The 13,699-nt window shown below is 59.6% G+C and carries 12 protein-coding genes; 7 read left to right on the top strand and 5 right to left on the bottom strand.

Annotation, left to right across the window (positions count from 1 at the left end; translation table 11 throughout):
* Positions 1-3 precede the first annotated feature (3 nt).
* The 3 genes from carB to ACSQ3J_RS14655 all read right to left on the bottom strand — a co-directional run bounded on the left by carB (position 4) and on the right by ACSQ3J_RS14655 (position 5,592).
* Positions 4-3,489: a carbamoyl-phosphate synthase large subunit gene (gene carB / locus ACSQ3J_RS14665; RefSeq protein ID WP_436039382.1), complete on the bottom strand. Its 3,486-nt coding sequence runs from the start codon at positions 3,487-3,489 to the stop codon at positions 4-6.
* Positions 3,490-3,720: 231 nt separating this feature from the next.
* Positions 3,721-5,130 (bottom strand): adenylate/guanylate cyclase domain-containing protein, encoded by a 1,410-nt coding sequence (locus ACSQ3J_RS14660; protein WP_060505699.1) that lies wholly within the window; start codon positions 5,128-5,130, stop codon positions 3,721-3,723.
* 96 nt (positions 5,131-5,226) lie between these two features.
* The gene (locus ACSQ3J_RS14655) at positions 5,227-5,592 is read right to left on the bottom strand and encodes a winged helix-turn-helix transcriptional regulator (protein WP_060505698.1); all 366 of its coding nucleotides are present in this window, start codon (positions 5,590-5,592) and stop codon (positions 5,227-5,229) included.
* 109 nt (positions 5,593-5,701) lie between these two features.
* Between ACSQ3J_RS14655 and ACSQ3J_RS14650 the strand changes: the two genes are divergently transcribed.
* Complete coding sequence (locus ACSQ3J_RS14650; protein WP_060505697.1) at positions 5,702-6,406, top strand: glutathione S-transferase family protein; 705 nt, start codon at positions 5,702-5,704, stop codon at positions 6,404-6,406.
* 147 nt (positions 6,407-6,553) lie between these two features.
* Here the strand turns inward: ACSQ3J_RS14650 and ACSQ3J_RS14645 are convergent, their stop codons facing one another.
* Both ACSQ3J_RS14645 and ACSQ3J_RS14640 read right to left on the bottom strand, forming a co-directional pair.
* Positions 6,554-6,856 (bottom strand): antibiotic biosynthesis monooxygenase, encoded by a 303-nt coding sequence (locus tag ACSQ3J_RS14645; RefSeq protein WP_060505696.1) that lies wholly within the window; start codon positions 6,854-6,856, stop codon positions 6,554-6,556.
* Positions 6,857-6,938: 82 nt separating this feature from the next.
* Entirely contained in the window at positions 6,939-7,967 is a 1,029-nt protein-coding gene (locus ACSQ3J_RS14640; RefSeq protein WP_060505695.1) for a zinc-dependent alcohol dehydrogenase family protein, read from the bottom strand.
* Between the two features lie 187 nt (positions 7,968-8,154).
* Between ACSQ3J_RS14640 and ypfJ the strand changes: the two genes are divergently transcribed.
* The 6 genes from ypfJ (at position 8,155) to ACSQ3J_RS14610 (ending at position 13,662) form a co-directional block, all read left to right on the top strand.
* The gene (ypfJ, locus tag ACSQ3J_RS14635) at positions 8,155-9,090 is read left to right on the top strand and encodes a KPN_02809 family neutral zinc metallopeptidase (RefSeq protein WP_060505694.1); all 936 of its coding nucleotides are present in this window, start codon (positions 8,155-8,157) and stop codon (positions 9,088-9,090) included.
* 168 nt (positions 9,091-9,258) lie between these two features.
* Positions 9,259-9,594, top strand: a complete 336-nt coding sequence (locus ACSQ3J_RS14630; protein ID WP_060505693.1) for a hypothetical protein — start codon at positions 9,259-9,261, stop codon at positions 9,592-9,594.
* Between the two features lie 51 nt (positions 9,595-9,645).
* The gene (locus ACSQ3J_RS14625) at positions 9,646-9,996 is read left to right on the top strand and encodes a hypothetical protein (protein ID WP_060505692.1); all 351 of its coding nucleotides are present in this window, start codon (positions 9,646-9,648) and stop codon (positions 9,994-9,996) included.
* 144 nt (positions 9,997-10,140) lie between these two features.
* On the top strand, positions 10,141-10,464 hold the full coding sequence (locus ACSQ3J_RS14620; RefSeq protein WP_060505691.1) for a hypothetical protein: 324 nt from the start codon (positions 10,141-10,143) through the stop codon (positions 10,462-10,464).
* Between the two features lie 325 nt (positions 10,465-10,789).
* On the top strand, positions 10,790-12,178 hold the full coding sequence (locus ACSQ3J_RS14615) for a calcium-binding protein (protein ID WP_060505690.1): 1,389 nt from the start codon (positions 10,790-10,792) through the stop codon (positions 12,176-12,178).
* 227 nt (positions 12,179-12,405) lie between these two features.
* The gene (locus tag ACSQ3J_RS14610) at positions 12,406-13,662 is read left to right on the top strand and encodes a TCR/Tet family MFS transporter (protein WP_060506045.1); all 1,257 of its coding nucleotides are present in this window, start codon (positions 12,406-12,408) and stop codon (positions 13,660-13,662) included.
* Positions 13,663-13,699 lie beyond the last annotated feature (37 nt).

Here is a 13,699-nt window from a genome sequence, read left to right as displayed (position 1 = left end):
GCCTCAGAAATAGCTCTGCAGCGTGCGCACTTCCAGGCTTCCGGCCTTGAGAGCCTTGATCGCCCGGGCAGCCGCTTCGGCACCCGCCATCGTCGTGTAATACGGCACCTTCTGCATCAGCGTCGCACGGCGCAGCGACTTCGAGTCCGAGATCGCCTTGTTCGAATCCGTCGTGTTGATGACGAGATGGACCTGGCGGTTGCGGATGGCGTCCTCGATATGCGGACGGCCTTCCTGGACCTTGTTGATCTTGGTGGCGGTGATGCCCTTTTCGGCGAGGAAGCGCTGCGTGCCGCCGGTTGCCATCACCTTGAAGCCGATGTCAGTCAGGATGCGGATGGCGGGCAGGACCCGTTCCTTGTCCTCGTCGCGCACCGAGACGAACACGGTGCCTTCGCGCGGCAGGTCGACGCCGGCGCCGAGCTGGGCCTTGGCGAAGGCCAGCGCAAAGTCTGTGTCGAGGCCGATGACTTCGCCGGTCGAGCGCATTTCCGGGCCAAGCAGGATGTCGACGCCGGGGAAGCGGGCAAACGGGAACACCGCTTCCTTGACGGCAATGTGGTTCAGCTTGCGCGGATCCGGCTTCTTGCCATAGGCGGAGATCGCATCATCAAGCTTTTCGCCGGCCATGATGCGGGCAGCGATCTTGGCGATCGGCGCGCCGATGGTCTTGGCGACGAAGGGCACCGTGCGCGAGGCGCGCGGGTTGACTTCGAGCACGTAGATCGTGCCGTCCTTGATGGCGTACTGGACGTTCATCAGGCCGCCGACGTTCAAGGCCTTGGCCATTGCCTTGGTCTGGCGCTCGAGTTCGTCGACGATCTCGGATGACAGCGAGTAGACAGGCAAAGAGCAAGCAGAGTCACCGGAGTGGATACCGGCTTCCTCGATATGCTCCATGATACCGGAGACGAACACAGTCTCACCGTCGCAGAGCGCATCGACGTCGACTTCGACGGCATTGGTCAGGTAGCTGTCGAACAGAAGCGGGTTCTTGCCGAGCAGGGTGTTGATCTGGCCGGTCTTGTCGTTCGGATAGCGCTGCTTGATATCTTCCGGCACCAGTTCCGGTACGGTGTCGAGCAGGTAGGTCTGCAGCATCGATTCCGAATGGATGATCTGCATGGCACGGCCGCCCAGAACATAGGACGGGCGCACGACCAGCGGGAAGCCGATTTCGGATGCGACGAGGCGGGCCTGTTCGACTGAATAGGCGATGCCGTTGTTCGGCTGGTTGAGGTCGAGCTTCATCAGAAGCTTCTGGAACCGGTCGCGGTCTTCGGCGAGATCGATCATGTCGGGGGCGGTGCCGAGGATCGGGATGCCGTTCTTTTCCAGCGCTTCGGCGAGCTTCAGCGGCGTCTGGCCACCGAACTGGACGATGACGCCGTGCAACTCGCCGTTTTCCTGTTCGGCGCGCAGGATTTCGATCACGTCTTCGGCGGTCAGCGGCTCGAAATAGAGCCGGTCGGATGTGTCATAGTCGGTCGAGACGGTTTCCGGGTTGCAGTTGATCATGATCGCTTCATAGCCGGCATCCTTCAGCGCGAAGGCGGCATGGCAGCAGCAATAGTCGAACTCGATGCCCTGGCCGATGCGGTTTGGACCGCCACCGAGGATGACGACCTTCTTGCGGTCGGAAATCTGCGCTTCGGAGCGTGCCTTCCCATCAAACGGCGTCTCGTAGGTCGAGTACATGTAGGCGGTCGGCGAGGCGAATTCGGCAGCGCAGGTGTCGATGCGCTTGTAGACCGGGCGCACGTTCAGCCGGTTGCGCAGTTCGGCCACTTCCTTCGGGCGGCTCTTGGAGAGCGTCGCAAGACGCGCATCGGAAAAGCCCATGGCCTTCAACATGCGCAGGTTTTCAGCGTCTTCCGGCAGGCCATGCTCGCGCACGCGGGCTTCCATGTCGACGATCGCCTTGAACTGGGCGATGAACCACGGGTCGATCTTCGAACCGTCATGAACGTCGGCTTCCGACATGCCCATGCGCAGCGCCTGGGCGACCATGCGCAGGCGATCGGGCGTCGGGGTGCCGATGGCGGCGCGGATGGCGTTGTGGTTGTCGCCACTGTCTTCCAGCCCCGGGATTTCGATCTCGTCGAGACCGGTCAGGCCGGTTTCGAGGCCACGCAGGGCCTTCTGCAGCGATTCGGCAAAGGTGCGGCCGATTGCCATGACTTCGCCGACCGACTTCATCGCCGTCGTCAGCGTCGTGCCGGCGCCGGGGAACTTTTCGAAGGCGAAGCGCGGGATCTTGGTGACGACATAGTCGATCGAAGGTTCGAACGAGGCAGGCGTCGCACCGCCGGTAATGTCGTTGTCGAGTTCGTCCAGCGTGTAGCCGACCGCGAGCTTGGCGGCGATCTTGGCGATCGGGAAACCGGTGGCCTTCGATGCCAGAGCAGAGGAGCGCGAAACACGCGGGTTCATCTCGATGACGACGAGGCGGCCGTTTTCGGGATTGACGGCGAACTGCACGTTCGAACCGCCTGTCTCGACGCCGATCTCGCGCAGAACCGCGATCGAGGCGTTGCGCATGATCTGGTATTCTTTGTCGGTCAGCGTCAGGGCAGGGGCAACGGTGATTGAGTCACCCGTGTGCACGCCCATCGGGTCGATGTTCTCGATCGAGCAGATGATGATGCAGTTGTCCGCCGTGTCGCGGACCACTTCCATTTCGTATTCCTTCCAGCCGAGCACCGATTCTTCGATCAGCACTTCGGTGGTCGGCGAAGCGTCGAGGCCGGAATTGATGATCTCGAAGAATTCCGAGCGGTTATAGGCAATGCCGCCGCCGGTGCCGCCCATGGTGAAGGACGGGCGGATGATCGCGGGCAGGCCAATGGTGTCGAGCGCCTGCGCGCCGATCGCCATGGCATGGCTCATGTAGCGCTGCTTGCGGTCTGTCTCGCCGAGATTCCACTGGTTTTCCAGTTCGTCCAGCGCCTTGTCCAGTTCGGCGCCTGACAGCTGCGCCTTCAGCTTGTCGCGCTCGGCGACATGCACCTTGCGGTCGGCGTCTTTGATTTCGGTGGCATTGGCCAGCAGCGATTTTGGAGTTTCGAGACCAATGCGCTCCATCGCTTCGCGGAACAGGGCGCGGTCTTCGGCCATGTCGATGGCGGCGGGCTTGGCGCCGATCATCTCGACATTGTAGCGGTCGAGCACGCCCATGCGCTTCAAGGAGAGTGCGGTGTTGAGCGCCGTCTGGCCGCCCATGGTCGGCAGAAGCGCGTCCGGGCGTTCCTTGGCAATGATCTTGGCGACGACTTCAGGCGTGATCGGCTCGACATAGGTCGCATCGGCCATATCCGGGTCGGTCATGATGGTGGCGGGATTGGAGTTGACTAGGATGACCCGGTATCCTTCCTCGCGCAGCGCCTTGCAGGCCTGTGTGCCGGAATAGTCGAACTCGCAAGCCTGGCCGATGACAATCGGACCCGCGCCGATGATGAGGATCGATTTAATGTCTTGGCGCTTTGGCATGGGTTCTATCCGCTTTTTCCGGCTGCGCAAAAAACCGGCCAGGGTGGGAGATCACCGGTCGGGTCGCGCAGGCTTGGTATTTTCAGGCTAGAAGCGGCTTATAGGGAAATGTGACGCAAAGCGGAACCCCGAAAATGCGGGAATCGACAGGAAAGTTCGCGTGTTTTCCCTGTCATGGCGCCTGTTGCGAGGTTCGGTTTGCCGGGAATTGGCAACCCGGCGGACGAGCGCTTACGGAATCGCGAAAATGCCGATCTCGCCGGTAATGCCGCGAAGGGCGACATTGTGCGATGCCGGCGTCACGCCGCGCTGTGTCAGCAGGTGCAAGGCACGCTGGTCTTGCAGGACAGAGCCGGTTGCGAAGATTTCGCGGGACGTGGCGAGATGCTGTACCCTTGAGGCGATGTTGACGGTCTGGCCGAAATAATCCTGCCGTTCGTTCAGGCTGACCGCAATGCACGGTCCTTCATGGATGCCAATCTTCAAAAGCAGGTCTTCGTTACCATGCTCCTCATTGAGTGCGCGCATCGCATCGCGCATCCGCATGGCGGCGGCTACGGCACGGTCCGGTGTCGGGAAGGTGGCCATCACCGCATCGCCGATGGTCTTGACGACGGCGCCTGCTTCCGCACTGACGATCTCGTTCAAAATGCTGAAATGCGTCTTCACCAGATCGAAGGCTGCGAGATCGCCGACGCGCTCGTAAAGCTCTGTCGAGCCACGCAGGTCGGTGAAGAGAAAGGTGAGACTGGTGATCTTCAGCCGCTGATCGACGTCGATCGTATCGGTGCGGTAAATGTCGCGGAACGTCTGATTGGTGAGCAGGCGTTTGGCGGTCAGGAAGGGGCGGCGCCGCCCGAGCAGATCGTGCAATGCGTCGTTGGCCAGGCACACGGACGGCAATGTCCGGACCCCGGTGTGATTTTCCACCATGATCCGCACCGGCCCGGGCCGCAATTCCAGCGTCTCGCGATGCTGAAAAGACCTGTCGAAGACAAGCGAAAGGTTCGTTCGCTCCTTGGTCGGCTCGCCCTTCACGTCAATGAACTGTGCCGCATGGGTGACGGGCTCAAACACCATCACGAACCCTTCGGGCAATTGCAGCGAGATGACCGCCTTTTCGCCGGATGGCAGTTCCAGCGCTTCGAGGACGAATTCATCGACCTTCGCCTCGTAATCGTCTTCCGGCATGTCGATGCCGGAGCCCCAGTAGATCTGACGGAAATATTCGAGCGGCGGCAGGTCGTGCGGATTATGCGCTTCGATGTGGCGCACCCGCGGATTGACCGTGAAGGTCACCTCGACCATCTCATCGAGCGTCGGCTCGTAACCGGCGGCACAGAGCGCGCAGATATATTGCTCGCTTTGCACGGTCTTGAGCGAGGTATTGGCATCGAGCACACCGCCGCACCCCGGGCACAGGACATTCCATGACATCTCGAACAGGCCGAGCCGCGACGCGTGCAGAAACCCGTTGATCGCGTGTTCTTCGTCAAATCCCGCGTTGGCGGCGAACGCCAGCGGGTTTACCCGGCCGAGTTTGCGGTCCGGCGCATCTTGAACGAGCCGTTCGATGGCATCGACAATGTCCGGCCTTGCCGATTGGCGCAACGCCGCGAAAAGGGGCTGGGTGTCGCTCATGCGCACAGTTTACACCAAATCCGATTTGCTGACAGCGGATTGCTGCTTCCCCATTGCACAGGGGCAGGCGCCCCGGTGCAAAAATGCGGCCGACCGTCAGGCCGCCTTGATCAGTGGCCTGCGTATCTTTGTTTCAACCGGTTCACCCCGGGCGCCTGCAGTGTCCTCCCACCAATCGCCGAGCGCGTCGATCAGCGGCACGAGCGCATAGCCCGAAGCCGTCAGGTCATAGTCGACCCGCAGCGGATAACCGGAAAAGGCCGTACGTCTGACAATGCCGGCTTTTTCCAGCTTGCGCAGTTCCAGCGCCAGCATCCGGTGCGACAGCGTCGGGTTGTCGCGCTGCAGATCGCTGAATCGCTTGGTGCCGTCCTTGAGATAATAGAGCAGCAATGTCGGCCAGCGGCCGCTCAGCACGCGCATGGTCTCTTCGATCGGGCATTTGGAGACGACGTCTTTCATCGGGCGGTCCTGGTTACAAAAGAGTGCGTAATTTACATGGGGGCGCCAATGGTTAGGGTCAACCATCGCTGCGCAGCGTCACCATCAACAACAACAAGAGACCCGAAAAATGGAACCTATTCTCATTCACGGCTTCCCGCTTGGAAGCTCGATGGGGCTTGTCGCTGCGTTCGAAAAAGTCGGCCAGCCTTACCGCCTCTGCCGCGTCGACATGCTCTCCGAGATGAAGAACGATGCCTATGCCCGGCTGAACGGCCGTCAGGAAACTCCTGTCCTGATCACGGACAAGGGCGCAGTCCTCACCGAAACCATGGCGATTGCCGGCTGGCTTGCAGCCCGCGATACCCAGCACCGCATCAGCTTTGAGCCCCGCTCGCCACAGGCAGACCGGATGTTGCAGTTGATGGCCTTCATCAATACCGGCTTCACCGGTGCTTTCGGGCCATTGTGGGTTGCGCTTGAGTCCGAAGGCGAGACGCCAGAGACACTTGCATTTCTGCGCGAGTTCGGCCGCAAATCCGTTGTGGAACGCCACGAAAAGCTGGAAGCTATGATCGGTGATACGCCATTTCTGGCTGGTGATCGCCTGAGTTTGGCGGATACGACGCTGATCGGTGTGGCGCGCTGGGCCGAATTCCATCAAGCCGTTGACCCCAAGGCCTATCCGAAACTTGCCGCGCTGCGCCGCCGGATCGAAGCCGAGCCGGTGGTGCAATATGCCCTGGCAGTCGAGGACGGCGAAACACCGGCTGGCTCCGGCGCCTGCGTCGGCCATGTGCCGCTGGCCGAGGTGATCGCCCGCTTCGCCGCTTGAGGTAAACAATGATAGCGGCATGACGAATCTGACCGATGGGAGGTGCGATGCACATTTCCCATCGGTCGGTCATTCAGACCTCCGTCAAGCGTGGGGCCTGCGGACATTTCCGTCAGGTCTGCCCGGTGTCGCTCGAATGCCGGCGAGCTAGGAGAAGGAAATTTCTATGACGGCATCGCCTGAAACCGCATCGGTGACACCGCGCTCCTCGCCCAGATCCTCCAGCGTATGGCGGAACGTGTCGAGATTGTTGATCATCTTTGGCCGCGCCGCCACCATATGATCGAAACTGTCCCATTCGCCGATCGAACAATAGGTGCCATCGGCGGACTTGATCAGCGAGAATTTCCGTAATCCCTCGAAGTTGCGCGAAAGGCTGCGAAACAGGTTTTCGAACTCGTCATGCAGGCCGGATTTCGGGCGGAACCGTACAACGCCAAATGCCGTCATCTTGCTTCCCCATAGCTTGAGATCACCGCAATTCTTGTATCACGATAGACCGGAAAATCTAAGAGGTGGCACGGCGATCGAATCAGACGCGGTTGCTTACCACCAGGACCTTGACTTCGCCTGCCGCCGGAGGATTGCGGATCACGTCCGGCGCTTCTTCAAGCGTGATTGTGCGGGAGATCAGCTTTTCCACATTGATCACCCTCGATGCCACCAGATCGGCAGCGCGGCGATGCGTGAACGGATTGATGAAGGAGCCGAGCACCCTGAGTTCGCGGAAGAGAATGTCGAACGGCTCGATCCGGACCGTCTCTCCCTGTGCCATCACGCCGAGGATGACGACGGTGCCGCCGGGTTTCGCAAGCCGGGTGGATTGCTCGACCGTCGCCGCCACACCAGCGCATTCGATCACTACATCGACACCGCCGGGAACAAGTCCGCCTGGTCCGGTAATGGCTTCGATCAGGTCGCCTTCCGACGGATCGATGCTGGCAGTCGCGCCCAGTTCTTCCGCCAGCTTCCGTTTTGCTTCTTGCCGGGTCGAGAGAATGACGGTCGTTGCCCCCGCCAGCCGCGCCAGCTGCACCGTCAAAAGTCCGATGACGCCGCCACCAAGTACAACGACCGAAGAGCCTGCCTTGATCTCAGCCATATCGACGCCGTGCAGGCAGCAGGCAAGCGGTTCGCAGAACGCGCCGTGGGTCGCGGGCATATCGAGCGGGATTTCGAACGCCTGCTTCTGCGGCACGATGACATAATCGGCAAAACCGCCATCGCGGCTGATGCCGATGGCCTTCAGGTTTCGGCAGAGATTGATCCGGCCTGCCTGGCATTGCGGGCAGCGGCCGCAGGAAATGTTCGGGTCGCCGGTGATGCGCGCGCCCAGCTTGAAGCCTTTCACGTCAGCACCCACAGCCTCGACGATGCCACAGAACTCGTGGCCGAGCGTCACGGGGGGCGTCGAGGGAAATTCGCCGTGCAGCAGATGGCGGTCGGTACCACAGATGCCGCAGGCCTCGACCCGGACCAGAAGGTCGTCCGGCCCCGGAACGGGCGTCTCGATCTCGCGCACGAAAAGTTTGCCGATCGATTCCAGGCGCATGGCTTTCATAGGCTCGTTCCTCCCAAAACAATGGCTGCCATACTGGCATGGCCTTTCACCGGCTGCCAACGGCCGGATCGAATTTTCGCGAGTGAAAAACTTTGTCATTTGGGTCTTGTACAAAATCGCGTCTGGCGCGTTATATGGTCTTGAAAAGCTTGAGGGCCTTGAGCGGCCAGCACGGGGAGATCAGATCATGGAATGGAAGGGCCGGCGTCAATCGGGCAATATCGAGGACGAGCGCGGAGCGGGTCCTGTGCGGGGCGGGATGGGCGGTAATCCGTTCGGCCGCGGCGGTGGCTTCCGCCTGCCGACCGGCGGTGGCGGCCGTGGCGGCGGCATGAGCATCGGCACGATCATCTTCCTCGTTGCTATCTATTTCGTCTTGAAGATGATGGGTATCGACATGCTGCAGGTGCTCGACGGTGGCCAGTCGCCCGGCCAGTCCGGCTACGAGCAGACCCAGTCGCAATCGCCGCAGGGCTCTGCCGCCGAGGAAGAGACCAAGGCGTTCGTTTCCACCGTTCTGGCCGAGACCGAAGACACCTGGAACGGCATCTTCCAGGCGAGCGGCGAAACCTATGTCGAGCCGAAACTGGTTCTGTTCCGTGACGGCATCAATTCGGCCTGCGGTATGGCGTCTTCCGCCAGCGGCCCGTTCTATTGCCCGGGTGACCAGAAGGTTTATCTCGACATGGCTTTCTTCGATGAGCTGGCGCAGAAATTCGGGGCATCCGGTGATTTCGCCGAGGCCTATGTCATTGCCCACGAAGTCGGCCATCACGTCCAGAACCTGCTCGGTATTCTGCCCAAGGTGAACGCGCAGCGCCAGCGCATGAGCGAAGCCGATTCCAATCAGATGTCGGTGCGGGTGGAATTGCAGGCGGATTGCTTCGCCGGTATCTGGGGCAAATATACCGAGCAGAAGGGGCTTCTCGAGCAGGGCGATCTGGAAGAAGCGTTGAACGCCGCCACGCAGATCGGCGACGATACGCTGCAGAAGCGCACCCAGGGCTATGTCGTTCCCGAAAGCTTCAACCACGGCACCTCGGCGCAGCGTTCGACCTGGTTCAAGCGCGGCTTCGACAGCGGCAAGCTTTCTGCCTGCGATACGTTCAACAGCAACATCTGAGTGGCATACGGCGCGTCCTTTCGCGGACGCGCCGTCTTTACGGCAAGCATTAAAAAATCTCGCGCGCCGCAGCATGGTGATCGCAAAAGCGGCGGGATAACCTATATCTCCTGAACAAGACGACACCGATGGCAAGCCCGGCCGGGTGGTTACTGAAGGAGAATAAGCATGCGGAAAATCCTCCCCCTGACATTTGCGGCTGCGGCGCTCGCCCTTTCGGCCGTGCCGCCCGCATCGGCGACCGAAACACTCGGCACCATCCTGTTCGGCCACCCCATGGAGCCCGGCATCGCCGTTGTCATGGTGAGGTCCGGCGATCGTGGCGGTGATCGCGCTCCGGCGATCTTCCGTGATCCGTCGGCAGAGACGCGCGCCCGGGCGCAGGCGGAAATTGCCTCGAATCGAGTCATCAGGGCATCTCTGGAACGGCGAAACATCCGGCCGCACAATGTCCTTGCCATTCAAACGGCGCTGGATGGTAGCAAGATCATTTATACACGATGATATCGGCCCATTGCGGTACGTGTGACCGCAAACGCCTGAAGGAGAAAGACAGTGAAGAAGATCGTTACGCTTGTTCTGGCTGCCGCCCTTTTAGCTCCGCTTGGTGCCGGGTTGGCAACGGGAACGGCCTATGCCCAGAGGGCGCCGACCGCTCGCCAGGCCGCCAACACCAATCCCCGCGTCACGGTGATCATCATCCGCGACTATATCGGCCCGGACGATTTCCAGCAAGTGCCGCGCACCTACCGTTATCCGTCGGCGCAGACCTACGCCAGGGGGCAGGAGGAAATCCGCAACACGCCCAACATCCGTGCGGCCCTACAGAAGCGCGGCATTCCGGCACGCAACGTCAATGGCGTCCAGACCGCCTTCAACGGCGGCAAGATTGTCTATGTGAAGTGATCGGGACGGCGGCGTCTGGTTTCATCACCGTGACTGCGCGCCGCCATGACGATCGCGCGCACCCGGTCCTTACCAGTCGCAGTAGCCGTCTGTGACAGTCTGCCGGCCGCTGGAAGCCGTCACTGGATCTCTGAGGAGAGAACAATGCGCAGACTCATCATGCTCACGTTTGCCGTGTTGGTCGCGGCCATGCCGCTTGGCGGCCTTGCCAGCGCCCGGGATGCGCGTTCCGGCCAGGTCAGCATCACCGTCATCATCATCAAGAATGAGGTCGATAGTGATGACGAAACACAGCAGGTGCCGCGCACCTATCGCTACCCCTCGCCACAGACGATCGCCAAGGCGCAGGACGAAATCCGGTCTGACGCCTATCTGCGTGGTTTTCTCCAGAAAAAGCGCGTCCAGTTGCGCAATGTCGTCGGCATCCAGACCGCGTTCAATGGCGGCAAGATCGTTTATGTAAGATAGTCACCGATTGGTCTGCGCCGTCTGCGTTTCCCGCGACATCTCCCGCTTATCTGCCTGTCCGATTTTTCTAATTTCCATAGTGCAGGTCGCGAGCATCTGCGGCCTCACTGTGGGTCTTCATGCGCTTTCTGAAGAGCATGCCGGGGGGCTAGGATTAAAGTCTGCGGGTTGCGCCATTCTGCCGATGTTTTGCGGAATATCGCTTCTCATGATTGCAGTATCCTTGCAACTTTTGCTGGCGGTATGTGCGGCCTTGTGATTTTAGTCGTGTCTGATATTTTTCGGTTTGGCGGTATTTCAGATTTTATTTATTGCGGAGGGAAGGATGAGCTATCAGACGTTTACGGTGGGCGAAATATCCGGGTATGTTTCGCTATTGTCCTCATTCGACTTCGCATCAGTCGACTGGAACGAAGTGATCGGCTACTTGCAGGATGCCGGCCTTTACACATCGGAGGTGGCTGATGTCATAAGCCAGTTTGCAAGTGGAAACTTTGACAGTCTGTTTCGTGGGCTTGAACTGGTTCAGACGATCGTTGATCAATATCCGCCGGACATGTTGTTCGAAGCCGCCGTCAACGACTATTTCTCCTCCTCGACGGATACCAGATTCGAACAATTCCTGCCGGATATGCCTTCACCGACTGATACCCATTGGGGAGAGGACTGGAACAACATCAAGGACCAACTGACGTCTGCGAAGATCGAGTTCGACAAGACGTTAGATCGGTGGAATCTTAGCGACCTTGTTCCGGGTGAATGGACCACTGATGGAATAAAACAATTCCTAGTCGCCAAAACTTACTCTGCTTTTTTCGATAAAGCTGACGGTTTCCTTGAAAATCTGGCGCTCAATCGCGGCGTACTAGGCCAGTATGAAGCTGCGAAAGAGAGCTTTCGGATCAAGGAGGCTCTGACCAACTTTCACACCAATCTGTTTTCCATCATCGATGACGGTGTCAACGAGCGCAGCAGTCCCGAAGACATGTTCCAGCGTCTGGATGACGTGACCAGCAAGGGGCTACTCGATGTGACAGGCATTAGTAATGGCTTGAAGAACGTGCTGAGTACTATCGGTTCCGGTATCTTGGATAAACTTGTCAGCAACAAGAACACGTTCGGTTATGGGGTGGCGCTGGCTACAGACAGCGGTTCTTTCAACGTGACGATAGCTCCGATCAAATCGGTCTTTGCCGGCACGGCGGGCAGGGATGCTCTGGTTGGCGGCTCCGCAGCTGATACGATCGACGTCAAGGCGGGCAACGATATCGCCTACGGCGCCGGTGGGAACGATACGCTGTTGGGCAATACCGGAAACGATATTCTTGGCGGTGGCGCGGGGAACGACAAGCTGATCGGCGGCGCCGGTGCGGATAAACTCTTCGGTGGTGCCGGCAAGGATATTTTTGTCTTCAAGAGTACAAAGGAATCCGCCAACAGCGTGGCCTTTCGGGATACCATCTACGATTTCAGCGCCAAGGAAGGCGATCGGGTCGATCTGTCGGCCATCGACGCCAATCTGAAGCTCAGCGGTAATCAGGCTTTCAGTTTTATCGGAACGAAGGCTTTTTCGGGCAAGGCGGGTGAGTTGCGCTATGACAAAAAGGTGTCTGATAGCTACATCTACGCCGATGTCAACGGCGACAAGAAGGCTGATTTCGCCATTCATCTCGACGACGCTGTCGTGCTGACTAAGGGGCTTTTCATCCTCTAGCCCCACCCCTTTCAGGCAACCGTTGTAACGGAACATCCGTCATCGTTTGGAACGGGAGCTATCCCTTGGGTATGTTGCGCCCGCTCATCAATGTTCCCGAAGCACTCATCACGAACAGTGAAATGTTCACGGATTGTTTCCGTCAAAATTTTCCGATACAGACGATTTGCCTGTCATGTTCGCGTTCTGTATCCGCGCGCCGCCGGATGCCCATTAAGGTTTGTTCGATGATCGATCCGAAATCAACGCGGCGTGGCCTGTTCCTGGTTTTCCTTATCCTCTTCCTGGATATTATGGGCATCGCCATCATCGTGCCGGTGCTGCCCGCCTATCTGAAGGAGCTGACCGGCGATACGATCAGCGAAGCAGCCGTTGATGGCGGCTGGTTGCTTCTGGCCTATGCCGGCATGCAGTTCATTTTCGCGCCCTTGATCGGCAATCTGTCCGACCGCTTCGGCCGCCGGCCAATCCTGCTTGCCTCGGTGCTGACGTTTGCGCTCGACAACCTGATTTGCGCGCTGGCAACAACCTACTGGATGCTGTTCGTCGGACGGGTTTTGGCGGGCATCAGCGGCGCAAGTTTCTCGACCGCTGCCGCCTATATCGCTGATGTCAGCGATGATACCAACCGGGCGAAGAATTTCGGCCTGATCGGTATCGCCTTCGGCACCGGCTTTGCGCTCGGTCCTGTGCTCGGTGGCCTGCTCGGCGAATTCGGCCCGCGTGTTCCCTTCTATGGTGCGGCGGCCCTGTCCTTCGTCAATTTCGTCGTCGCCTGGTTCCTGCTGCCGGAGACGCTGGAAAGCCAAAACCGCCGCCGCTTCGAATGGAAGCGTGCCAATCCGCTAGGAGCCTTGAAGCAGATGCGCAATTATCCGGGCATCGGCTGGGTGCTGCTGGTGTTCTTCCTGTTCTGGCAGGCGCATGCGGTTTATCCGGCCGTGTGGTCCTTCGTCGCCTCCTATCGTTATGACTGGAGCGAAGGGCAGATCGGCCTGTCTCTCGGCATCTTCGGGATTTGCGGGGCGCTGGTGATGGGCTTTGTTCTGCCAAAAGCCATTCCGCTGCTCGGCGAATGGAAGGCGGGAGCCGTCGGGCTGATCTTTACCGGACTCGGTCTGGTTGGTTATGCCTTGTCCTTTCAGGGGTGGATGATCTACGCCGTGATCATCGTCACCTGCCTTGAAGCGCTTGCGGATCCGCCCTTGCGCAGTATCGCGTCCGCCAAGGTGCCTCCGTCGGCGCAGGGCGAATTGCAAGGCGCCCTGTCGAGCATTTCCAGCTTCACGACGATCCTTGGGCCGCTGATGTTCGCGCAGATCTTCAGTCTCTTCACGGCCCCGCAGGCGCCCGTCACATTTGCCGGCGCACCATATGTTCTGGGTGCCATCTTTATTGTGCTGGCCATTGCCGTGTACATATTAAAAGTGCGGCCGGAGCCTGCCTCAATCGATGATGGTGGTGTGGCCGGACAGGCTGCCTGACCTGCTTTCCCGGATTGACGCTCGAAAAAAGATCAAC

Source organism: Rhizobium sp. LjRoot98, assembly GCF_964252935.1.
Taxonomy (GTDB): domain Bacteria; phylum Pseudomonadota; class Alphaproteobacteria; order Rhizobiales; family Rhizobiaceae; genus Pararhizobium.
This window is presented reverse-complemented; position numbering and strand designations above follow the sequence as displayed.